Raw genomic sequence first — 22,037 nt, forward strand, 5'->3', positions numbered from 1 at the left:
CGTTTTATAGAACAATATACTTGTTTTTTCGCCATTATACTTCAAAAAACATAGGGTTACTGTTCTTTATTACGGAATGACCATTCGTTATAATGAATGGCGAACCAGATGGGATCCATCTGCGAACCCTCATGGAAAAGGAGAGTCGGTTATGTTGCAATCCAAAGCCGAGGCCAAGCTTAAAGGGGGCGAGAGCAGACCGTTCCTGATGATGTTTCTTGTTCTAATGCGGCCGAGACAATGGACGAAAAACTTATTGGTGTTTGCCGCGCTCATATTTTCCATCCGCAGCGCAACGATGACGATGCTCGGTCATGCTCTATCGGGATTCATCCTTTTTTGCCTCGTATCCAGCTGTGTGTATGTATTGAACGATTACGTAGACCGCGAACGCGACCGTCTGCACCCGGAAAAGAAACAACGCCCGATCGCTTCCGGAGCGATTCATCCGCAGGCCGCACTTCTGTTCGGCTCCGTGATGCTCGGCGTTTGTCTGCTGCTGGCGTTTCGATTTCAGCTTTTGTTCGGACTCGTATTGGCGGCTTATTTTTGCATGAATGTGCTGTATTCGCTGCGGCTCAAGCATGTCGTTATCATCGACTTGCTCGTCATCGCGTCGGGCTTCGTACTGCGGGCCGTTGGCGGCGGGCTTGTAATCGGCGTACCGCTGACGCCCTGGTTTCTTATATGCACGCTGCTGCTGGCGCTGTTTCTCGCCATCGGCAAACGCCGACACGAGGTTTATTTGCTGCAATCCGATAAAGGCGCGCACCGTCAGGTGCTGGAGCATTATTCGCTCGATCTGCTGAATCAGATGAACGCGATCGTAACGACTGCAACGATTATGAGTTATGCGCTGTTCACATTTACATCGGGACATACGCCTCACTTAATGTGGACGCTCATTTTGGTGCTTTATGGTATTTTCCGTTATTTATATTTAATTCATATCGAAGGCAAGGGGGGAAGGCCGGAGAAGCTGCTGCTGGAGGACAAGCACATTTTGATGACGGTCGTGCTGTATGCTTTTTCGGTGGCGGTCATCCTGCTTTACTTTGACAAATGACCGCGCCGTTTACAGCGGCTGGCGTTTGGACCAGGCTGCGGCTGTTTAAAAATGGGTAGAAGGGGATGGAGTATGAAATGAAGTACGCTTGGCTGATTGCCTCGATTCTGCTCGGTGCGGCGGGGCAGGTGCTGATGAAATGGGGTGTTGAATCTTTGAAAACAAGCGGGGCGCCGGCTGCAGCGGGCATGAGTCTGCTTACGGCGTGGCCTGTTGCGGCCGGGTTGGGCAGCTATGCGCTCAGCTCGGTATTCTGGCTGCTGGCATTGCGCAAGTTTCCGCTTAGTACGGCTTATCCCATGGTCAGCATGAGCTACATTTTGGTCATGGCGCTGGGCTGGTATTTGTTTCAGGAGACGATATCGGTGCAAAAATGGTTCGGCGCGGCGTTCATCTCGGCAGGCGTGGTGCTCATTGCCCGGGCTTAGACGCGAAAGCGAGACCGCCGAATTACAGCGTAAGCAGAAGGAGAGAACGTATGACAGGCAGCATGAGCTTTATATATCCCGCTATTCCCTTCATTGCGTGGTTATGCTCCGGTACTTTGAAGTACGCCATCAACCGGGTTCGCTTCGGGGAGCAGGCACGCCAGCATATCGGTAACGGCGGGTTTCCGAGTACGCATACTTCCGTCATCTCGTCGATTACGATGCTGATCGGATTCGAGCATGGCTGGGGTACGCCGCTGTTCGGACTGGCTGCCGCCATGACTTATATTGTCATGATCGATGCGGTCGGCATTCGCCGTGCGGTAGGGGAAAATGCGAAATGGATCAACTCGCTGGCCCGGGAGTACGATGAAGCCCGGAAGCCGGCGCTAAGAGAAAAACAGGGGCATACGCGGTTCGAGGTGCTGGGCGGCTTCGCCGTCGGCACATTGCTGGCATGGGCAGCCTCGCTCCTGAACTAAACCATGCTGTCCTGGCTGCCGCGGAGAGTCTGGCGCCGGAAGGCGCAATTGCGGGCTTTACCGCTGAACATCATACGGCGGCTATTATTTTATACATGGGGGAAGGCGTTAGGTTATGAGAAACCGATTGGCAGCGTTTAGCATTGTAACCGGCATGACCTTATTGCTGTTTATTGCCGGAGCGTTATTTGTACCTACGATTTTATTTGTGGCACACATTCCGATCACCATATTCCATATATGGATAGCGGCCGGACTTGCGGTTGGAACCGCATGGCTGTCGGCCAAAATGATTCAGGCGGAGCGTCCGCTGAGGCTGTTTGCCGAGTCGGTCGTTGCGGCATGCTTGCTGTTCGGCGTCTGTTTCTGGGTCAGCGGTTCTTTCTACGATCTGTCCTATGACGGACAAGCTTATCATCAGGAGTCGGTCATTTATTTGGATAACGGCTGGAATCCGGTGTACGACGAGCCGATCCACGAACCGACCGGACATTCGGTCTGGGTTAACCATTATGCCCGGGCTTCGGAGACGGCATCCGCCGTGCTGTACAAGGCGACCGGTCTGATCGAGCACAGCAAGGCGATCAATCTTCTGGCCATCGCCGCCTCGCTGCTGCTCAGCCTGGGGGCGTTGTTTACGCTGCGCCCGGCCAAAAGCGAGGAAGCGACAACCGGCCAAGCCGGGTATGCATGGAGGGCGGTCATTGTGGCGGTTCTGCTGGCATTCAATCCGGTCAGCGTCTACCAGGCGTTCAGCTATTATGTGGATGGCCTGTTGGCCTCCATGATGCTCTGTATGGTGGCGCTAGGCTTTCTCATTTTTGCGCGTCCCGGCTGGCTGCTCTTGTCGGCCTATACGTCGGCGATGGTGTTCGCCATCAACATCAAGTTTACAGCGATCGCGTATGCCGGGGTGCTGACCGTCGGACTGCTGATCACTTTGTATATGAGCGAGCAGTTTACCCGTCTGAAGCATCTGGTCATCATCGGGGCGTCCGGCACGCTGCTCGCCGTATTGCTGATCGGCTATAACCCTTATGTCACGAATACGATCAGAATGGGGAATCCGCTGTATCCGCTGGCAGGCGAAGACGCCATCGATGTCGTGAAAAACTTCACGCCGCGCAATCTGGAAGCGATGAGCCGCTTCGATCAGGCGATTCACTCTTACTTTGCGGTCACGACGGGCAACAGCACGGAGAAAAAATCGACGGTGACCAAGCTGCCGTTTACCGTTACGGAAAATGAGCTGATCGCCATGGGCGACCCCGATGTCGCCGTTTCCGGCTTCGGTCCGTTGTTCAGCGGGGTGCTGCTGCTCTCGCTGCTGGTGCTGCTGCTTGCTTTCTGGAAGCGGCCGGGCCTTTCGCTGGCCGCTCTTGGCCTTATGATCATCATCGCCGCCTCCGCATTCGTGAACCCGGCTTCCTGGTGGGCCCGCTATGTGCCGCAGCTGTGGCTGCTGCCGCTGCTTTGCGCTTGGCTGGGCTTCAGCCTGAAGGGCAGCCGTCTGCTGACCGGCGCAAGCTGGGCGTTGACCGGCGTCATCGCCGCCAATGTCATTCTCGTCAGCGCGACTTACACATACCACCAATGGACGTGGAATCAGACGCTGCGGTCGCAGCTGACGGAGCTGCAGACCCTCTCCGCTTCCTCTCCGCTGCCGGCCGAGTTCACGTACAGCTGGTCGAACCAGGAGCGGTTTAAAGCGCTCGGCATCCAGTTCAAAGAGCAAAATCCGCTCGAATGCGGCGACCGGCAGGAGAAGCTGACGCTGATGAAGTCGGGAACATCGGTGTGCGTCAAACAGGATGCGCTGGCTCAAAAGAAATAAAGAGCAGAGAAGATAAAAGGTTATGGATGGAAGCAGAGGAGGAGACCTGCCCGTTATGAAGTCAAATCAAATCATTCGGATTGTGCTGGGGGTGTTGGCCTTTGCCGCCATATGCGTCGTTATTTGGATTTTTGTCATCCCGGATAAAGGTCCAGGGGGATCCCGAGCCGCCCTGGCCGTCTCCCAGCCGATTCATGAAGAGCAGGGAATCAAACAAATCGCATCCGTTCAAGACGGACGTCTGGCGGTTTATGACGGGAGCGCCTGGAAGCCGCAATTTTGGTCCGGCGTCAATCTCGGCGCGACAACCCCGGGCCATGCTCCGGGCGAGCTGAGCCCGAGCAAGGATGATTATTTGCGCTGGTTCGCCCAAATGAAGGCGATGAACGTCAACGTTCTTCGCGTTTATACGATACTGCCTCCTTATTTCTACGAGGCGCTGGCGGAATTTAACAGCGGCCAGAAACAGCCGCTTTATTTCTTCCAGGGGGTTTGGTCGCCGGATGAGGAACTGATGGATAAGGACGGAAGGCCGCGAGATGCCTGGGCCGATCAGGCAGTCAAGGTGTTCCAGAACGAAATTCGCGACGTCGTCAAGGCGGTTCACGGAGATTTGAAACGGAAGACCAGGCCCGGTCATGCCTCAGGCTCATTTACGACGGATGTCTCCGCTTATTTGGTCGGCTGGGTGGTCGGTACGGAATGGGACCCCCACGTCGTCAAAACGACGAACGATGCGCACTCCGGCAAGATGAAGCCGTTCGCTGGCAACTATTTTCAAGCGGACGCGGAGGCGTCGCCGTTCGAAAGCTGGCTGGCGCAAATGCTCGACACGCTCGCTCAGGAGGAAATGAAGTATGGCTGGCAGCACCCGGTTTCGTTTACGAATTGGGTGACGACGGACCCGCTGCAGCATCCGAATGAGCCGTCGGACAATGAAGACCTGGTATCGGTCGATCCGATGCACGTTGCCCCGGCCGGCAACTGGAAAGCGGGCTATTTCGCCTCCTATCACGTATACCCGTATTACCCCGATTTTTTACGGTACGAGGAAAAATATCAAACCTATAAAGACGCAAGCGGGCAAGTCAATCCGTATGCCGGCTATTTGCACGATTTGCGCGAATATCATAAAGGCATTCCGCTCATTGTCGCCGAATACGGCGTTCCGAGCTCGCGCGGGATGGCTCATTTCGGCCCGCTCGGACGCAATCAGGGGATGCACACGGAAGAGGAGCAGGGTAAAATCGACGCCGACCTGTACAACAGCATTTACAATGAAGGCTACGACGGTGCTCTGCTGTTCGCTTGGGCCGACGAATGGTTTAAAATTACCTGGAACACAACGGAGCTGGATGCGCCTGCGGCCCGCCGTCCGTTTTGGCGGAACATGCTGACCAATGAGGAGCACTTCGGCGTGGTTGCCGTAGAAGCGGGCAAATCGCCGGACGATCAAATTATGCTGGATGGGAAAATGGATGACTGGAACCGCCGCAAAGACAAGATTACCCAGATGTATCCGGGGTTCAGTCTGACGGCTTCCCACGACGAAGCTTACGTCTATTTACTGCTGCAGAAAAAGGACGGCACCGCCTGGCAGCCGGGCAAAGAAACGTTGGCCATCGGCTTCGATACGCTGCCGGGCGGAAGCAAGTCGGCTGACCGGGTGCCGGGAGTCACCTTCAGCGCCGGACAGGAATTCGTCCTGCGGCTGAAAGCGGACGATGACGCCCATATATTCGTCAACAGCGCCTATGACCAGCACACGTGGCTGTACGGCTCGGTTCAAAAAATGATGCCGTGGCAAGAGCAGTGGGGACAAGACAACAACGGTATCTTTTTACCGTGGAAGCTGCCTGTCAGCAAGCCTTTGAAGCTGCCGCAGACCGGGCAGACGATTCCTTTCGAGGATGTGGAGATCGGGGTGCTGAACAAGGGGATTACCGATCCGGCCAGCGATCAGTACAACAGTTTGGCCGATTGGTATGCGGAAGGACCTGTCATGGAAATCCGCATTCCATGGATGCTGCTCGGATTTACCGACCCGAGCACAGGGCAGGTATGGCGCTATCCTTATGAAGCGAAGGCGCTCAAAATGGTGGAGGCGAAATCGATCAAGATCGAGCCGCATTTGCAAACGCAAGGCGACGGATCAGAGACGGCCTCCGGGCCCGTCGAGCCGCTTAATTATAAGTGGAACCATTGGGAAAAGCCCGAGTACCACGAACGTCTCAAAAAAAGCTATGATGTGTTGAAAGAAGCATTCGGTTCCCCACGCCCGCCGAAGGAACTCCGTTAACATAGTGCGCCAGCGGCTTTAATCCGGCGCTGGCTGCCGGATACAAGGATAAACGGCTTCGCCGTCCTTCGAGGACGAGCACGTTTATCAAGGTTGTGCGAAGCAAAGTAAAGATAAAAGAGTAGCGGATTGCTGCAAGCAAGCCCGCTACTCTTTTAATTTGCGCCAGCCGCTGTAATCATGGATCACGACGCCTGCATAGGAAGCGTAGTTCCTCAGCAGCTTGTCGATCGACAACAACTCGATCTCCATTCGTGCTCGCCCTTCCCCGTAAAAGGTAATAAAGGCGGGTTCCTTCGTCGAGTTCGTTTCCACGCCGACGGACACCTTTTTGCCGAGCCGGTCACCAAGCTCAAGCTTGGTAAGGGCGATGTCCGCCAGCGCTTTCGCCTGATTGCGGTAAGACATAAGCGTCACTTCGTCAAGCTGCCGCATCATCGCTTCCATCAACGAGACGCTGCCGCTGCCGCTGCCGGACATTGGTATTTCGTCGAGCCAGAACGGAAGGGCGGCGCTGGCGGTCAAGGACGATGACGATTTCGTCTTTGCCGCAAATAACGTGACGGTATCAAGCCAGCGCTGCACCACCGTGTCGCGGTTCGTATTCCATTCTGGCAGTGTATAAGGCTCGATATCAACTTGAATGCCGGTAAATCTTTCTTCCGGCAAAGCGGCATTGTTAAACCGATTTACCCAATCTACCGTATCGCTGATCCGGTGCCGCCGATCCGGCGCAATCCAGTCCGGAGCGCCATCCAGCGCATGGATTTGAATGCCGGCGGCGGAAGCGCCCTTGATGAAGGTGCGGTAGGCACCCGGGTCCAAAGCCGGGTCGATCTGTACATAGATGCGCGTAACCCGCTGCTCCTTGGCAAACTGCAGCACGGAATTGCGGCTGTCGTTCGTATGAATGAGCGAGGTATCCCACAGCCATGTCGCTTTCATGTTGGTGGAAGGCGGTGTGGCGATGGTCGTCACGACGGTCGGGGCGAAATTGGCGAATAAGAGAATAAGCAGAGTCAGGCAGGATGTCATCCGATCACCGTTATCAAAACCGTCGCCGCTTAAATGCCGGAGCTGCCGAACGTTTGGCGCAGCGGCAGCTGCGATCGCTGTGCCGCGGGCTTGGTCGCTCAAAGCCGCACCGACTTGAACGATAACCGGTGCCATGTCCTATCGGTTTGCCTATATATGCGCGGCTCCTTGGGCTTGGTTTATCCCTTTCCTGTTAGTTGGATTCGATCATTCATTCAGTATAATAGCTTTTCGATACAATTGCTTTCCAGTATAATCCTTCGACCCATCTTCGAAAGCTGTAACCATACAGGATAACCGTTCCGATCAGTTGGGACGATCAGCTGCCGCAAGGCCAGACTTTTTTGGAACGCAGCGGGACAGGGTGGTTTTTTGGCAGCACAGCGGGAAAGCGAAGCGTTTGTGCGATTCGGGGCACGTCTTGATTGACCATCCGTTTGAGCAGGCGAATGGCGTTTCCGTACTTCTTATAATTATAATCGCCTGTCTTCGGGTCGACAAATGCTGCCGGCAGCTCTTCCGGCGTCATGTAGGCAAATACGCGTCCCCCCGATTCGCCCATATACACGAGAGGCGAATCCTCATAGCCTTGCTCGATCCATTCCTTGCGCGTCATTCGAAACACCAGCACCGTAAAAATATCGCCATATGCCTTTCCCTTATATTTAAACCGGAAATGAAGCTCATACTCGGTATCCCGGTCCATCCGTTTTTTTTTCAGCACGGTATAAGGCTTCCACCAGCGGGGAAAAGTCAGCGTGAACCCGTACGTATCGTCGCGATAAAGCAAGGGCTGCGTTTTTCGAGGCATGGAATCATTCCCTTCGACGTGAGGTAAATTTAGTTTCTTATACTTTATTCACGCCGCCCTCCGAATATGGCTTGAACCAAATGTTTTTAAACTGTACCCAGTCGAGCGAGTCGGGGGAGATGCCTTTTACCGAGGAATGATATGTTGTTTTGAGCCGCTTGAAATATAAATATTGCAGCACATGCTCGTCATGCAGCCGTCTTTCGATGCTATGCAGCAGTCCGGCGCGGCCATCCCGATGGGGCTCCCGCAGCGCCGCCGCAATGAACTGTTCGACGGCCGCCTTGCTGGCCGGCTCCAAATGGAACTGCATGCTCTTGAACAAATCGATCAGCCGCAGCTCCACGTCGTTGTCGAGCATGATCGAAAACAACAGCAGATCGGCCGCAAGCCGCCGGTCCCCTTTGAATTCCTCCATGGGCAGGAGGACGACCTGGGAAGCGACGCCAGCATCCCGCAGCGCCGTCTGCACAAGCAGCGCATCCCGTTCATAATGCGGGATCGTGCACAGGACGAGCTGTTCGCCGGCATAGCCGGACTGCCGAATGCTTTCGCGCACCTGCTCAGGCTCCAAAGCCGGGGGCTGCACCGCTTCATGCCGGGTGAAGCTGTCGGCGGCGTACACGGCGTCACCGTCCAGCAGCTCCAGCATTTTGCATTGCTTCACGGCTTGGCATACCGCTTCGCGGATCGCGGGGTCCTTCAACGGCCCCTGCTTGCGCAAATTGACCGTTACGAATTTACAGGTCGAAACTTGCTGCTGCACCTGCTGCCAGGCGCTTTCCGCTTCGCCCGGCATCCGGTAATTGTGGATGATCTGGAAGCTTTCCAGTGTGCGGAACCGGTCCTGCTCCTGCATATCGGGCACATGCCACAGCTCCACCCGGTCGAGATGCGCCCTGCCTTGGAAATAAGCGGGAAATGCGTCCAGCACGCACATGGACGAATCATGATAGGTCAGCTTGAACGGACCGGTGCCGACGGGAGCGCGAGCGAACGTCTCCTCGCCATGCTCGTAGGCGTCGGCAGGAATGACGGAGGCGCGGTTGGTGCTTATAAACTGCGTGAACAGCTCATTAGGTTCCGCCAGGCGAACCGTCAACGTCAGCGGATCGCTGATGTCGATCCGCTCGATCTGCCGGTAAACCCAGCTGTACAAGGAGCGGGCGGACGACTGCTTGAGCCGCTCCAGCGTAAAGCGGATATCTTCGGCCGCCAACTCTTTGCCGTGATGAAACTGCACGCCCTTGCGCAAATAAAACGTCCATGAGCTGCGCGCCGCATCGGTTTCCCACGAATGAGCCAGGTGGGGCTCGACAGTTTGCGTAAGCCGGTTGTACCGAACCAGGCTGTCGAACAGCTGGTTGACGAGATGCCCTTCGGCGGAAAAATTCGTGAACGCCGGGTCCAGCGATACGATCGGCTGCGTCAGCGGGAAGCGAAGCGTATCGAACCGCTTGCTGTCGCGCAGTTCGCTGCTGTAGCCGAAATAGCCGTTAAGCCAGCTGTGGAAATGGTCTTTCAAGGAATCGGGGATGGACGATACGTTCATCTGCTCCAATGCGCCGCGCAAATCTTTCCGTTCGACCAGCTCTTTCGCCAGCAGCAGAATCACATCCTCGGCAGGTACAAGAAACGTTGCAATCGACTTGTTGCCTCGTCCCCGTTTGGGCTGCCAGCGCAGCCAGCCTTGCTTGTCCATTTTATTTAAAATTATCGCCGCATTGCGATGGGTACAATCGAGCATTGCCGCCAGATCGTCCAGCATCAGCTCGTAATCATGGTGCTCGCCGACATGCGGGAGTTTTTCCCGCAAACGAATATAATGACTGGCCAGTTTCATAGGTTCACCTCACCTTCTTAAGCATAACCGTTTTCCGGATGCGAAAACAGGAAATTTCCATTTACAAACTTGCGCTTTTTATTCCTGTTTTATCGTCTACAATAAGATTCGACACCAACCGCAGGAGGGAAACAGGCTGCTCGAAAAAGGCATAACAAGACAGGAGGAATCGATATCCATGAATAATAAAAACTCGTTTGTTCATACCGACTTCAGTCCGCTGCAGCTGCATTGGGCGGAACAATTCGCCAACGAATCCGAGCAAGCAATCGATGCCGAGGATATGCCGGCTGTGGCGCGCACGGTGCTCTTTTATGCCGGACTGCAGCTTGAGATGATGTTCCCGCCCGCCAGTATCCAGCCGTTTCCTGTGAAGGACGCCGCGGCCCAAGACTGGCTGCTTGCGCCCGAGGAAGAGATCGTACGGGCATTGCCGGAACGGGATCCGCAGGCGGACCGCCGGCTGCTGCACCTCGCGCTGCTTGCCGTAAAGCCGGCGCCGCTTTCCATAGAGGAGAGGCATGAGCTGCGCGCACGCGCTGCCGTCTATATTCGCTCCATCGGCGAGCGGCTTCGCCATTTTACGGAGCAATGGCTTCATTAAATTGACAGGACGTGGAGGTACATTCCGATATGACGGTCCATAACATCGCCGCAACGAGACGGGATTCGCTGCTGCTGCTCGGAGCCCTATTGTGCGGAGGGCTGCACCATTTGCTGTTTTACGGTCAAGCTTGGGGAATTTCCTATCCGATTTTTATGCTGGCGTTTTACATGTATTTTTATTGGGCGGTCAAGGAGCGGAGCGAGCTGCGTTTCGACGCTTCGCTGCTGATGCTGCTGCCGATTGCTCTGCTGTCGTTAACGTATACGGCTTATACGAACCTGCTGTTCGCATTTCTGAATGCGCTGCTGATTCCATGTATGGCGGTTGTTCATACCACTTGGTTGATCCGCCGGCCGGCAGTCCGCTGGTATGAAAAAGGTATGGCTGCAGCGGCGCTGGAGCAGCTGTTCATACACACCCTTCGTCATGTGCCGCTGCCGGTCAAGGTGACGTTGACGGCTTTGACCGGCAAGCTTAGCGCCGACCGTTCCTCCCAGCTGTGGAAAGTGTTGGCGGGCGTTTTCGTTTCGCTGCCGCTGCTGCTCCTGGTGGGAACGCTGCTTGCCTCGGCGGACACCGTATTCAACCGGCTGCTTGCGAAGCTGCCCTGGCTGCTGCAGCAGCTTGAGCTCATGACCTTGCTGCTGCGCATCGGCTGGATTGCCGTTGTCGCAACCGCGATATTCGCTTATGTATACGGCTTGCTCAGACCGGCGGAGCCGATGCGAGGCGGGGAGCGGGAAGCGCCTAGGGAGGCGCCGATGCTGCAGCTGGGCGTTCACACTCAACTGTACGCTGATGCCGATTCGCGGTCAGCCGACGGAACCGCACGATCCGTACATCCTGTTTCGCTTGTCCGGCTGCAGCCGGCCGGTCCCGCCCAGCCGTATGCTCACGCCGATTCGCAGCCGGACGATCCCGCTCAACGGCACGCTCATGCCGATTCGCAGCCAGCCGACCCTGCTTCACTGCATGCTCACATGTATCCACGGACGGAATCGAAGCCGATTCGTCTGGATGCGACGATGATGGCTACGATTTTGGTGATCATGAACGCAGTTTACGTGCTGTTTGCGGTCGTGCAATTTTCGTATTTTTTCGCCGGAGGCTCAGCCTCTTTGCCTGAAGGGATTACGTATGCGGAATACGCCCGCCGCGGATTTGCCGAGCTGGTCGTCGTAACCGTGATCAATTTTACGCTGCTGATGGTGACGCTGCATAGCGTCGACCGCTCGGCTCCGGCGATGAACCGCTTGCTGAAATCGCTGCTGGCGATGCTCGTCGGCTGTACCGGCGTCATGCTGTGCTCCGCTTATTTCCGGTTGTCGATGTATGAGCAGGCGTACGGCTTTACGGTGACGCGGGTGCTCGTCCATGCGTTTATGATATTTTTGCTGCTGCTGTTTGCGATTGCGCTGTTTAAGGTATGGAACGATCGCTTCCGGCTGATGAAGCCGTACTTGATTGCGGCGGTCGCTTCTTATGTGCTGCTCAATTATATGCAAGTCGACGGCATGATTGCTTCCCTTAATATTCAACGTTATGAAGCAACCGGCCGCATCGATACCGGTTATCTTGGGTCGCTCGGCTATGAAGCGGTGCCTTACTTAATCAAGCTGCACAGCAGCCACCCGGAAGTCGGGGGAACGAGAGAGGCGCTGCTGTCGATCAAAGACAGCCTGAGCAGTGAAAGAAATGCTTCGTGGACTTCATTCAACGTATCCAAATGGAGAGCGGCCCAAGCGCTGCGGCAGCTTGACGGCTAACTGCTCGCAAATCCGTCCTGCAGGCCTGAATCGACAAAACACGACGAGCCGTTCGGGTAGCAGTATGATTGGCATACAGGACTACACTGCGATGAAAGCAAAAAAACGAGCCGGGTGTACGTGGACACAGGCTCGCACATATAAGAAAGAGTCGTTTCAAATCATTTAATGAAAATACGTTCTCGTCCGATTCGTTGAGATTCCGGTCAGCCGTTCACGGCGCCGCCTCCCGTCGTATAGTTCCGTATGGCATCGGGAATATCGAGGAGCGAGTTCAACGTGATAAATGCCCCTTGCGGCTCCGCATCGATTTCCACATTATTAAACGACCATTCCTGAAGCGCCGGCATGAAGATCGAATGGATCCCCGCCTTCAAGGCGGGCGTAACATCGGTGCGCAGCGAGTTGCCGATCATCCAGGTGGAAGTGCGGTTCAGCCCGTAGTTGCCAATCAGTGCCTCCAAAAATTCGACGGTTTTATGTCTCGCCACATGAATGCGGTCGCTAAAAAAGGGCAGCAGGCCGGCTTCCGTCACCTTGCGCATTTGGATGACCGGATCTCCGCCGGTATACAGATGAAGCACATGCCCCTCCGTTTCAAGCTTCGTTAACGTCTCCATCATGTATGGATACGGCTCGATAGCGTGTCCGTAAACGCCTCTGCCCAGCTCGATCAGCTGTTCGATCTCGTAGGTCGTCTTGGATCTTCCGGTCATCTCGGAGAAATAATCGTAGGCGTCTACGAACGATTGTGGAAAATGATCGGGCGCAAACCCGCTGACCAGTACGCGGGCCAAATCAATCTCGGCCTGCTTGTTTTTAATATCTGCAAGCGGAATGGAATAAGTATGAAACCACATTTCCATCTGATCCGCGAATTGCTCAACGACAAGATCAAAATATTTATTGCAGTGAATTAAAGTATCGTCCAAATCAAATAAAATCGTTTGTTTACTCATAGGAGTGCTCCATCTTTTTTGATTGAATAAAAAGTATAACAATTTATACTTTGCTTCGCACAACCTTGACAATCGCGCTCGTTCTTGAAGGACGGCGAAGCCGATTATCCTTGTCTTGATTATATCATGGGACGCATGAAAATCATATCGCCGGACGCCATAGCTCGTAAGCCGGGCATCCGATCCGTCAGGAGGAGCGGGGCAAATAGGATGACGGATCGGTGCTTTTTCCTTTGCTTACGATCTCGTAATGCAGGTGCGGACCGGTGCTGCGGCCCGAGGTTCCCAGCATGCCGATATGCTGGCCGCGCTCGACCGTTTCCCCGCGCTTCACGAGAATGCCGTTCAAATGCATGTACCAGGTGCGCATGCCGTTGCCGTGATCAATCACGACATGATGACCGTGAAATTTATCATATCCGACTGTAAGAGCGGTTCCTTTGGCGGAAGCGTAGACGGGATCGTTCATTTTGCCGGCAATATCGATGCCGCGGTGAAAGCTCGGCTTATCGGTGAACGGATCTTTACGGTACCCATATGCGGATGTAACGCGGTGCGAGCGCGTCGGCCAAAGGCTTGGAATCCGCTGCAGCTGCTCCTGCTGGGCGAGCATCACATGCTTGGACTGCATCCAACGCAGCTGCAGCTCGGCTATTTCCTGCTTCAATGCGGTAAAGCTGCCGGCTGCCGTTTGAAGCAGCATCCCCATCTGTCGGGCCGTCACCGGATGCAGAGGCCCCCCCATACCGTTCATGCCGCCGATGCGGCTGCTGCCTGCCAGCTGTACGCCGGCGTCGGCTGCCGCACCGGAGGCCGCCTGCGAATTTACGGCTCCCTTCGAGGTCAGCTTCATCAGCTCATGTTCTAACTGCTTTAACTGCTCGATTTGGCTCCGGACTTCGGCTGCCTGCCGGGAAAGCTGGAATACCTCCAGCTGCAGTCGGTCAATCGTTTTGTTTTTATCGTTTAAATCCTGCTCGAGCCGGCTTAATGAATCCGACCGATGCGCTTTGAAGGCAGGCTTGGCCGCCGCCGAATGGAACGAGGCCCCATACCAATAAGCCGCTGTCGCCGACAGCAGCATCATGCCCAATAAAGCGGCGCAAAGCGCGCCCCGGGACATTTTTACACGCGTAACGCTTGCATGAGCCTCCGCCTCCGGAATGATGACGAAGGTGAGCTTATTTTGAAACCAATTGAATCTCATGGTAACTCCTTTCGGTATGTTGCGATTGCTCCCGTCATATAGTGGAACTAATCAGGATAAAGCGGTAGGGAGGGTTTCGCTTGTCGTTAAAAACGAGCCGGATCAATCTGATGGATCGTCTTGCCCAACATGTAAAACACGAAGTAATGCTGCAGGCCGAAGGTTTTGCCAGCGAAGCGGGTATGCTGCAAAAGGTCGGCAAACGGTTTATTCGGGTTAGCGATCAATATTTCGTTCCGCATACGCTTCATGAAATCGTTCTGCTGAACGGTCCGCGCAAGCAGGGAGCAGCGTCCGTCAGCCTGCGCACGACTTACGGCGGCAGCTTCTCCGCGGAACTGGTGAAGGTGGGAACGGATTTTGCCGAAGTGGTCGTTTCCCGTGAAGCTGCACGTACGAAGCAGTGGGTGCTGATTCCGCTGGCCCGCGTGATCAGCATTGAAGAGACGGGTTGAGCCGAGGGCAAGCGGCCATAGCATCGACGCTCAACGCTGCGCATTCCAGCCGGCCTAAGCAACTCACCATTTCCGGTGCTGCTTGGACATGTACATCTCCATCGACGAGGTCCAAACGGCAAGCAGCAGGCAGCATCCGTACAGAAGCGCGCAAGTCAGCCCGACGGCGGCATATTTCTTGCTCAACCACATCCCCGCACATATGGAAACGATAATCATGAGGAGGAGAATGTTGCTGCAGCGTTTCCAGGCTAGAAACGTAAAGGACGGAAATTTGGGACGCGCCGGATTGCCTTGATTCGGCGCAGTCCGGTTCCCGCCTGGCCGATTCCCGCCGCTTTCTTCATTTTGCTGCGGATTGCCGCCTTCGGCCGCTCCCGAACGTTCGGACAAGCGCCGGTCTTGTCCTTCCTGCTGCTGCGTCTGGTCGTGCTGCCCTTGACCGGCTTGCTGCTTGGCGGCATCAGACTGCGGCCGCCGCCCTTCGATAACCGGATGCCGCAGCGAAAACAGCCAAATCAGCAGAAACAGCAGAGGCTGATAGCAGAGGACAATGACCGGCGAGCTGAAATGGCCGAAGCTGAACACTTCCGTGGTGCTATTGAACGAAAGGAGCGTCGTCAGCAGCAGAAGCAGCACGACAGGCGTGTTGATCGAGCTGTAATCCCGCTGTTTGACCAGACTGGCGATCCCCGTAATAAACGCCAAATGGATGAGAATAACTTCGCAGGCGGTTACCGGAAACCATACGCTCAATATGATCAAATCCATTCGGTCCAAAAAGTCGGTAATATGAATCTGCTGCACCAGACTATAGCTGGGATATAAAAAGTTGCTCGGCATGTTCGGCCCCAAAACAAGCACATCCATCACTAAAAAAATACCGATCATCATCGTGGCCAGAATAACGCCATGACGGATGGACGCCTGTACCTGCTTGCTTTCCCATATCGTATGCAGAAATGCGCCCATTACAAACACATCCCCGTACCAGCCGATACTGATCATATTGCCGGACAAGAAATTTTTCACGCTCCCGGTCATTACCGGCAGCAGCGAGTGATGATCCGACTCATTGACGAGCATTAACGGCAGTACCAGGATCATCACGACAAATAACGGGAACATGACATCGTTCACCCTTGCCAGTACTTCCACGCTTGTTTTGCCGTAATACAAGAGCAGGCAGACGAACAGCATCACCACGATCTCCTCCGGCGTATTGGGCAGCAGCGTAATGCCGATAAATTTGCTGAACGAGCTTAAATCGCGGATCAGGATAAGCCATAAATGAACCAGCAAAATGAGATTGACAATCGTGCCGATCAGACCGCCGAACAGTATTTTCGTGATTTCGAATATATTTTTACCCGGAAACCGCCGGACCATCTGGGAAAATACATAGCTCAGCGCAGCGACATACAAGGTGGGAATTGTGTAGGACATCCAGGCGTCGGCGCTGTTGATCCGGATTAGCACCTGCTGGATGCTGACGACTCCGCCCCCGCTTAAAAGCGAAGCCGTAAGCCATGAGAATTGCCGGTAATTAATAATTTGCTTTTGATCCACTTTATCACCGCCTGTTCCGTAATATGATGCTGCCGCTCTTACCGGTTAACGAGTGAAAATACCCACGGAGATATGTGATCGATGAAATAACGCGTCGGCATCGGAATTTTAATATCCATCAAAACGCATATGAACATGCCGCATGTCAGCGTATATATCACGATGTACAGCCGTTTGATCGTTTTATATTGTTTACGGAGCCTTTTAACGTCGAAAAACAGATTCATCAGCAGGAGGAACGCGAATGCGACCAGAAATAGCGAATTCATTTTTCATCTCTCCGTTTTGTGACGTTTTCATAAATTAACCCGGTATCCATCATTTTGGTTTCGACATGAATGGAGAAGCTGGCGTCTTTCATCGCTTGCGGCCATTCCCCCTTGAACGCTTGCTCCCACTGTTCGGGATAGGCCCTCCAAACGAACGCCCCCAATTGAACAGGGTCCGTGCTTGTTTTGATCGACCGGTCAAGGAACGCTTGAATGCACTTTTTAACGTGATCGGCCGCAGCCTTCTCCACCTCGTTCACATTTTTGGTTTGACTCAGATCGAAAAAGGAACGGTCCTCCAGCAGCTTCGCTCTGGCGTCGGAATGAATCGAATAATCGATTCGCCCGTTGTTGATTCGAGTCTTAATCCTCGTCTTGGTGTCAAAAATCTTAATCGTCACGGTATGCTCGCCTTCCACCTTGAATGAAGCCGACCCTTTAATGTTCCAGTTATGCAGCCATGAATAGCCGTCCGCTTCCTCGTTCTCCAGCGTGCCGATCATTTTATCGCCGCGAAAAAGGGCGTAGCCTTTCACCTCGACTTCTTTGGAAGGTTTTTCGCCTTTTTGAGATTTTTTAATATCCATATAAACAGCTACCGGATCTCCGATTGACGAGCTTAAGGGCAAGCCGACGTCTTTCATATTCATATCCGCAACCGTGTGGTCCTTGGCAAGCTCGCGTATCGCCTCCGACGGGAAGCGCTCGAAGCGGGGGGAGGCATCCAGCAGGTCATAAGCGTAGCCCTTTGCAATAATCAAATAGGTCGACATCCGGCTTTCGGGACTGCGCGGCGTACCGTCGAAAATCGATTGAATGCCTATGTTTTTGGCGAAATTTTCGCCGATCAGGATGGTTCTGCGGTGAGCGAGAAACATTCGCCGCGACATCCGTTTTTGCAGCTTCATTTGAGCCTCCCGGAACGTTTCCGCGATCTCGGAGTCAATATAGTAGCTTTTTTCCCCGCCCGTACCGCCTCCACCCCCGCCCCCGCCGGGCCCTCCCATTTTTCCGGGAAGTGGGACCAATACCGAAAAGCGGATTTTCCCGTCCTTCTCCAAATCTACGGCCGTAGACAGCACAAACGCGACGTCGTTAATTTCGGACCTGTCCCAGCAGCCGGATAACAACAGCATGATAGCCGCAATAAGCGGAAGAGCGATGTATCGTATCAAAAGATATCATCCTCCTCTTGCGATTTAGATTTATGCGGGATGGTCAATCCGGTTTGCCCGCCCTGATCTTTAATTTCGTTAGAGAGATCCCCACCCAGCCGTTCAGGATCCTTCAGCGGCATAAACGACGGCCGCCGCTTCATCGTCCACCATGGCGAGCGGATGAGTACATCCTTCATATCGCTTGACGACATCGGGCCGATCGAAGATAAATAGGGCACGCCGAAGGAGCGCAGGTTAGCCATGTGGCCGAGAATGAGCAAGACCGTAATCAATATGCCGTACATGCCAAAGATGGAGGCGGCGATAATGATAGGGAACCTCAGCATCCGTATCGCAATCGCTCCGTTAAATTTCGGAATCGTAAACGAGGCGATTCCGGTTATGGATACGACAATAACCATCGGCGCCGAAACGATACCGGCCTGCACCGCCGCCTGACCTACGACAAGCGCGCCGAGAATACTGACAGCCGAGCCGATCGTTTTGGGCAGTCGGATACCCGCTTCGCGCAGCGCTTCGAACGTAATTTCCATAATGAGCGCTTCCACGACCGCCGGGAACGGGATCGCCTCGCGCGCTGCCGCAACGGAAAGGAGCAGCGAGGTCGGAAGCAGATCCTGGTGGAATGTCGTGATCGCCACGTAGACGCCCGGCGTCAGCAAGGAAAGCACCAGAAAGATATAACGCAGCCAGCGGATCAGCGTCGAGATCTGAAACCTTTCGTAGTAATCCTCACTGGCTTGCAAAATCTCCATGAACACAAACGGAACGAGCAAGACGAACGGCGTGCCGTCCACAATAATGCCGATTCTGCCTTGCAGCAGACCGGCGGCAACCATATCCGGCCGCTCCGTATACTGCACCTGCGGAAACGGGGAAAATGCCGAGTCCTGGATAAACTCTTCCAGATAGCCGGATTCGAGCACGGCATCGATATCGATTTTTTCGAGCCGGCCTACCAGTTCCTCCACCATGGCGGGATCGGCAATATCATGGAGATACGTCACCACAACGCTGGTGTTGCTCTCCCTGCCGATCGTCATATTTTTCATTTTCAAGTGCGGGGTTTTCAGCTTCCGGCGCAGCATGGACGTATTGGTTCGCAAATTTTCGACGAAACCTTCGCGCGGACCGCGAATGACGGACTCGGTTTCCGGCTCGTTGATGGAGCGCAGCTCGGCCCCGCGTATTCCGAGCACGACCGCTTGATTATTGCCTTCCACAATCAGCCCCGTGTCCCCGCTCAATACCGACAACAGCAACTCGGCGTAATTGTCGATCCGCTGGGTTTGCGATACCGGCAGCGTCGTCTCCATGATGCGGTCCAGCAGTTCTTCTTCTCCTTCGAGGATCATAAGAGATTGCATCGCTTCGTTCACGAGCTCGCTTTTGACCAGGCCATCGATAAAGAAAATAGTCGCCTTAACGCTCCGTTCTATTTCAAATTGTCTGATGACGAAATCCGAGCAATCCTTGAAAAGCTCGTTCAAATAAGATTTATTTTCATCAAGCGAGAGAAAAATCGGCACCGATTTCAACTCGGTCACAAAGTGATAGTCGAGATTTTGCAGAGATGATGTCGAGTCGCCTTTCTTTTTATTCCGGTTGCGGTTTTTTAGCATGATAGCCTCCTGGTCATTTCCTGAAGATCCAAGGCACGGCATAACGGTTCCTGTATATTTTTCCTGAAAATCTAAAATTTATTACTTTGGACGGAGCGGCGCCGGAAGTTTGACGAAAGGCTTTTATTGGTATAGCCCTCGACGGATAAGTCAAAGATAGTAGAATGTCGGAACGAACGAAGCGTTCCATAACCGGAGAAAGGAGGAGGGCTGCAATCGTTTGGCTCGTCGTCGCGCTGCTGCTGTTTATATTTCAGATCATTACGATTTTGCTGCATGAATTTCGGTATCCGTCCAAAACAGTGGCATGGCTCGTCATTTTGTTTATATTTCCGGTAATTGGATTTATTATGTATTATTTTTTGGCCAAGGAATATACGCAGCATAAAAAGGTCAGACGCAAACGGCTCCGCAGTACCCCCAACCCGCTGTACGAGGGACGCATTTATTCAGCCGCGCAACCTGACGGGGAAGGGAAGCCGCAGGATCCGATTTGCAACGAGCCGAGGCTGTTCGCTTTGCTGAATAACATCCCGAGCTCCTCCTTCACCCTGCAAAACGAAGTGACGGTGCTCACCAACGCCGATAAGGCATATGAGGCGATACTGGAAGCGCTGGAGAAGGCAAAATCGTACATTCATTTTGAATTTTATACATTCCGCGACGATAAGATCGGACGGGCCTTTTATGATGTGCTCGTTCGCAAAGCGGCCGAGGGCGTCAAAATCCGCTGTATTTTTGACGGAGTCGGAAGCTACAAGCTGTCGAACAGTTATATAGAAGGGCTCCGTCAAGCGGGCTTGGAGACGTATATCTTTTTGCCGCCGCTGATCGCCTTCTTCGATAAAAGGATGAATTACCGGAATCACCGCAAAGTTGTACTGGTCGACGGGGTCATAGGATTTCTGGGCGGGATCAATGTCGGCGAGGAGTACGTTGGGGGCAACCCGAAGCTGGGATTTTGGCGGGATACGCATCTGCAGCTCGAAGGGGATGCCGTGTATTCCCTGCAGTACACGTTTCTCACGGACTGGTTTTTTGTAAGCGGCCAGCGCTTGACCGAACCGGAGATGTTTCCCGAGCACCATAACACCGGCAATAAACGCGTCCAAATCATCAGCAGCGGACCCGATGCGAATTGGGATGCCATACTGGAAATGTATTTCGGAGCCATTACAACCGCAGTGAAGCGGATTTATATTACGACCCCCTATTTTGTGCCGGACCCGAGCATCAGTATGGGCTTGAAAACGGCAGCCGTCAGCGGAGTCGATGTAAGAATCATTTATCCGTCGAAGACGGATTCGAAAGTCGTCAATTATGCGTCGAAGTCGTACTTTGAAGAGCTTATGCAGGCGGGCGTCCGGTTTTATACGTATCAAAAAGGGTTCATGCATGCCAAGGTACTGATCATCGACGAAATATTGGCGTCCGTCGGAACGGCGAATATGGATATGCGCAGCTTTTTCAGCAATTTCGAGCTGAACGCCGTGCTGTTCGACAAAGCGACGATCGCGCGGCTGGAAGCGGATTTTTTACAGGATTTGAAGGAGAGCAAGGAACTGAAGCTCGAGACGTTCGAGCAGCGCTCCAAGCTGCAAAAAGGAAAGGAGATCGTCGCACGGCTGCTGTCGCCGTTGTTTTAGAGCAGTCTATTTTATAAAGGATAGGACATGGTCGAGGTTTTGCGGTGCGGCCTGTCGGATCAAGTCTCCCGTCTCGGCCAGACGGCTGCCGATCGTCAGCAGGTTAAACTCGCGCGGGTCGCAGCGGCGCGCTACTTCATCCCAGCGGAGCGGTGTGGATACGCTCGCCTCCTTGCGTGCACGCGGGGTGTACGGGGCCGATAGCGTCTTGCCGTGCCAGTGCTGCAGGTAATCGATATAAATGAGAGAACCGCGGTCCTTTTTCAAACGTTCGACGGTAAACAACCGCGGATGTTTCTGCACCGAGTACTGCGCGACAAAATGGCCGATTTTGCGCAGCTGCTCGAACGTATAGCCGCGCCCCCGATCGATAGGCACATAAATTTGCACCCCGGTAGCGCCGGACGTTTTGGGAACGGAACGGATGTTCATTCGGTCCAGCGCTTCGCCGATCAGTTCGGCGGCCTCCATAATGCGCGGCTCGGGATCTACGCTCGGGTCGATGTCGATCAGCCATTCCTCCGGCAGCTGCCCGCCGATCCGGTGAAACGACGGATGAAATTCCAGACATGCCAAATTGCCCAGCCACAGCAGAGTCGGAACCGAATCGAGATGTACATAGTTAATGCCTTCGAGCATCGCCGTCTTCACGAATGGGGGGATCGGCTCGGGGGCGTTTTTTTGATAAAACGATTTATGGGCATATCCGTTCGGAAAACGGATCGTCGTTAAATAACGGTCCTTGCAGTAAGTCAGCAAATAAGGGGCGAGCATAAGCAGCTTCTCCAAATACATGATTTTGCTGATGCCCATTTCCGGCCACAGCAGCTTGTTCGGGTTCGAAATCGTAATTTCGTGGCCTTCGACGACGACGGTTGCTTTATTGTTGGCTGCGACAGCCATAGGGCATAACCTCCCGGGAATATCGCCGGTATATGTCAGTCCGGCTAGGTTCGATAAA

Annotated in this window: 19 protein-coding genes; 9 read left to right on the plus strand and 10 right to left on the minus strand. The window is 54.0% G+C overall.

What is annotated here, in order from left to right; translation table 11 throughout:
* Window positions 1-151: 151 nt before the first annotated feature.
* The 5 genes from E1757_RS26050 to E1757_RS26070 all read left to right on the plus strand — a co-directional run bounded on the left by E1757_RS26050 (window position 152) and on the right by E1757_RS26070 (window position 6,109).
* Window positions 152-1,066, plus strand: a complete 915-nt coding sequence (locus E1757_RS26050) for a decaprenyl-phosphate phosphoribosyltransferase (protein WP_133233698.1) — start codon at window positions 152-154, stop codon at window positions 1,064-1,066.
* 77 nt (window positions 1,067-1,143) lie between these two features.
* Window positions 1,144-1,494, plus strand: coding sequence for an EamA family transporter (locus E1757_RS26055; protein ID WP_165972300.1), 351 nt, complete (start codon window positions 1,144-1,146; stop codon window positions 1,492-1,494).
* A gap of 50 nt (window positions 1,495-1,544) precedes the next feature.
* Window positions 1,545-1,976: a divergent PAP2 family protein gene (locus tag E1757_RS26060; RefSeq protein ID WP_246079505.1), complete on the plus strand. Its 432-nt coding sequence runs from the start codon at window positions 1,545-1,547 to the stop codon at window positions 1,974-1,976.
* 115 nt (window positions 1,977-2,091) lie between these two features.
* Window positions 2,092-3,810 (plus strand): hypothetical protein, encoded by a 1,719-nt coding sequence (locus E1757_RS26065; protein ID WP_133233702.1) that lies wholly within the window; start codon window positions 2,092-2,094, stop codon window positions 3,808-3,810.
* Between the two features lie 55 nt (window positions 3,811-3,865).
* The gene (locus tag E1757_RS26070) at window positions 3,866-6,109 is read left to right on the plus strand and encodes a hypothetical protein (protein ID WP_133233704.1); all 2,244 of its coding nucleotides are present in this window, start codon (window positions 3,866-3,868) and stop codon (window positions 6,107-6,109) included.
* A 147-nt stretch (window positions 6,110-6,256) separates the two neighbouring features.
* Here the strand turns inward: E1757_RS26070 and E1757_RS26075 are convergent, their stop codons facing one another.
* The 3 genes from E1757_RS26075 to E1757_RS26085 form a co-directional block, all read right to left on the minus strand.
* Window positions 6,257-7,279, minus strand: a complete 1,023-nt coding sequence (locus tag E1757_RS26075) for a hypothetical protein (protein ID WP_133233706.1) — start codon at window positions 7,277-7,279, stop codon at window positions 6,257-6,259.
* 184 nt (window positions 7,280-7,463) lie between these two features.
* A complete protein-coding gene (locus E1757_RS26080) occupies window positions 7,464-7,955 on the minus strand; it encodes a hypothetical protein (protein WP_133233708.1) in 492 nt (163 codons plus the stop codon).
* Between the two features lie 37 nt (window positions 7,956-7,992).
* Window positions 7,993-9,798, minus strand: a complete 1,806-nt coding sequence (locus E1757_RS26085; RefSeq protein WP_133233710.1) for an ABC transporter substrate-binding protein — start codon at window positions 9,796-9,798, stop codon at window positions 7,993-7,995.
* Between the two features lie 178 nt (window positions 9,799-9,976).
* Here E1757_RS26085 and E1757_RS26090 point away from each other — a divergent pair, with 178 nt between their 5' ends.
* Both E1757_RS26090 and E1757_RS26095 read left to right on the plus strand, forming a co-directional pair.
* Window positions 9,977-10,402: a hypothetical protein gene (locus tag E1757_RS26090; RefSeq protein WP_133233712.1), complete on the plus strand. Its 426-nt coding sequence runs from the start codon at window positions 9,977-9,979 to the stop codon at window positions 10,400-10,402.
* Between the two features lie 29 nt (window positions 10,403-10,431).
* Window positions 10,432-12,171 (plus strand): DUF4153 domain-containing protein, encoded by a 1,740-nt coding sequence (locus E1757_RS26095; RefSeq protein ID WP_133233714.1) that lies wholly within the window; start codon window positions 10,432-10,434, stop codon window positions 12,169-12,171.
* A 206-nt stretch (window positions 12,172-12,377) separates the two neighbouring features.
* Here E1757_RS26095 and E1757_RS26100 read toward each other — a convergent pair whose 3' ends face one another.
* The gene (locus E1757_RS26100) at window positions 12,378-13,130 is read right to left on the minus strand and encodes an HAD family hydrolase (RefSeq protein ID WP_133233716.1); all 753 of its coding nucleotides are present in this window, start codon (window positions 13,128-13,130) and stop codon (window positions 12,378-12,380) included.
* A gap of 187 nt (window positions 13,131-13,317) precedes the next feature.
* Window positions 13,318-14,337 (minus strand): peptidoglycan DD-metalloendopeptidase family protein, encoded by a 1,020-nt coding sequence (locus E1757_RS26105; protein WP_133233718.1) that lies wholly within the window; start codon window positions 14,335-14,337, stop codon window positions 13,318-13,320.
* A gap of 80 nt (window positions 14,338-14,417) precedes the next feature.
* Between E1757_RS26105 and E1757_RS26110 the strand changes: the two genes are divergently transcribed.
* Window positions 14,418-14,792, plus strand: a complete 375-nt coding sequence (locus E1757_RS26110) for a hypothetical protein (RefSeq protein WP_246079507.1) — start codon at window positions 14,418-14,420, stop codon at window positions 14,790-14,792.
* Between the two features lie 63 nt (window positions 14,793-14,855).
* Here the strand turns inward: E1757_RS26110 and E1757_RS26115 are convergent, their stop codons facing one another.
* Genes E1757_RS26115 through E1757_RS26130 form a run of 4 tightly spaced genes read right to left on the minus strand, consistent with a single transcriptional unit; the run spans window position 14,856 to window position 19,430 of the window.
* Window positions 14,856-16,361 carry a GerAB/ArcD/ProY family transporter gene (locus tag E1757_RS26115; protein ID WP_133233720.1) on the minus strand — a complete coding sequence of 502 codons (1,506 nt, stop codon included), beginning with the start codon at window positions 16,359-16,361 and terminating at the stop codon, window positions 14,856-14,858.
* Between the two features lie 38 nt (window positions 16,362-16,399).
* Window positions 16,400-16,630 (minus strand): hypothetical protein, encoded by a 231-nt coding sequence (locus tag E1757_RS26120; protein WP_133233722.1) that lies wholly within the window; start codon window positions 16,628-16,630, stop codon window positions 16,400-16,402.
* Window positions 16,627-17,805, minus strand: coding sequence for a Ger(x)C family spore germination protein (locus E1757_RS26125; RefSeq protein ID WP_246079508.1), 1,179 nt, complete (start codon window positions 17,803-17,805; stop codon window positions 16,627-16,629). The genes E1757_RS26120 and E1757_RS26125 overlap by 4 nt, the downstream gene beginning before the upstream one ends.
* Window positions 17,802-19,430 carry a spore germination protein gene (locus E1757_RS26130; protein ID WP_133233724.1) on the minus strand — a complete coding sequence of 543 codons (1,629 nt, stop codon included), beginning with the start codon at window positions 19,428-19,430 and terminating at the stop codon, window positions 17,802-17,804. The genes E1757_RS26125 and E1757_RS26130 overlap by 4 nt, the downstream gene beginning before the upstream one ends.
* A gap of 215 nt (window positions 19,431-19,645) precedes the next feature.
* On the opposite strand from E1757_RS26130, the gene cls reads away from it, so the two are divergent.
* The gene (gene cls, locus E1757_RS26135; RefSeq protein WP_133233780.1) at window positions 19,646-21,076 is read left to right on the plus strand and encodes a cardiolipin synthase; all 1,431 of its coding nucleotides are present in this window, start codon (window positions 19,646-19,648) and stop codon (window positions 21,074-21,076) included.
* A 6-nt stretch (window positions 21,077-21,082) separates the two neighbouring features.
* On the opposite strand, the gene ligD is transcribed toward cls, so the two are convergent.
* Window positions 21,083-21,979, minus strand: coding sequence for a non-homologous end-joining DNA ligase (gene ligD / locus E1757_RS26140; protein WP_133233726.1), 897 nt, complete (start codon window positions 21,977-21,979; stop codon window positions 21,083-21,085).
* Window positions 21,980-22,037 lie beyond the last annotated feature (58 nt).

The organism is Paenibacillus piri (assembly GCF_004354045.1).
Lineage (GTDB): Bacteria > Bacillota > Bacilli > Paenibacillales > NBRC-103111 > Paenibacillus_S > Paenibacillus_S piri.

What these genes read in the sequence shown, in the direction of transcription:
- E1757_RS26050 (WP_133233698.1), top strand. Translation starts at nt 152, where the DNA reads ATGTTGCAATCCAAAGCCGAGGCCAAGCTTAAAGGGGGCGAGAGCAGA.
- E1757_RS26055 (WP_165972300.1), top strand. Translation starts at nt 1,144, where the DNA reads ATGAAGTACGCTTGGCTGATTGCCTCGATTCTGCTCGGTGCGGCGGGG.
- E1757_RS26060 (WP_246079505.1), top strand. Translation starts at nt 1,545, where the DNA reads ATGACAGGCAGCATGAGCTTTATATATCCCGCTATTCCCTTCATTGCG.
- E1757_RS26065 (WP_133233702.1), top strand. Translation starts at nt 2,092, where the DNA reads ATGAGAAACCGATTGGCAGCGTTTAGCATTGTAACCGGCATGACCTTA.
- E1757_RS26070 (WP_133233704.1), top strand. Translation starts at nt 3,866, where the DNA reads ATGAAGTCAAATCAAATCATTCGGATTGTGCTGGGGGTGTTGGCCTTT.
- E1757_RS26075 (WP_133233706.1), bottom strand. Translation starts at nt 7,279, where the DNA reads ATGGCACCGGTTATCGTTCAAGTCGGTGCGGCTTTGAGCGACCAAGCC.
- E1757_RS26080 (WP_133233708.1), bottom strand. Translation starts at nt 7,955, where the DNA reads ATGCCTCGAAAAACGCAGCCCTTGCTTTATCGCGACGATACGTACGGG.
- E1757_RS26085 (WP_133233710.1), bottom strand. Translation starts at nt 9,798, where the DNA reads ATGAAACTGGCCAGTCATTATATTCGTTTGCGGGAAAAACTCCCGCAT.
- E1757_RS26090 (WP_133233712.1), top strand. Translation starts at nt 9,977, where the DNA reads ATGAATAATAAAAACTCGTTTGTTCATACCGACTTCAGTCCGCTGCAG.
- E1757_RS26095 (WP_133233714.1), top strand. Translation starts at nt 10,432, where the DNA reads ATGACGGTCCATAACATCGCCGCAACGAGACGGGATTCGCTGCTGCTG.
- E1757_RS26100 (WP_133233716.1), bottom strand. Translation starts at nt 13,130, where the DNA reads ATGAGTAAACAAACGATTTTATTTGATTTGGACGATACTTTAATTCAC.
- E1757_RS26105 (WP_133233718.1), bottom strand. Translation starts at nt 14,337, where the DNA reads ATGAGATTCAATTGGTTTCAAAATAAGCTCACCTTCGTCATCATTCCG.
- E1757_RS26120 (WP_133233722.1), bottom strand. Translation starts at nt 16,630, where the DNA reads ATGAATTCGCTATTTCTGGTCGCATTCGCGTTCCTCCTGCTGATGAAT.
- E1757_RS26130 (WP_133233724.1), bottom strand. Translation starts at nt 19,430, where the DNA reads ATGCTAAAAAACCGCAACCGGAATAAAAAGAAAGGCGACTCGACATCA.
- ligD (WP_133233726.1), bottom strand. Translation starts at nt 21,979, where the DNA reads ATGGCTGTCGCAGCCAACAATAAAGCAACCGTCGTCGTCGAAGGCCAC.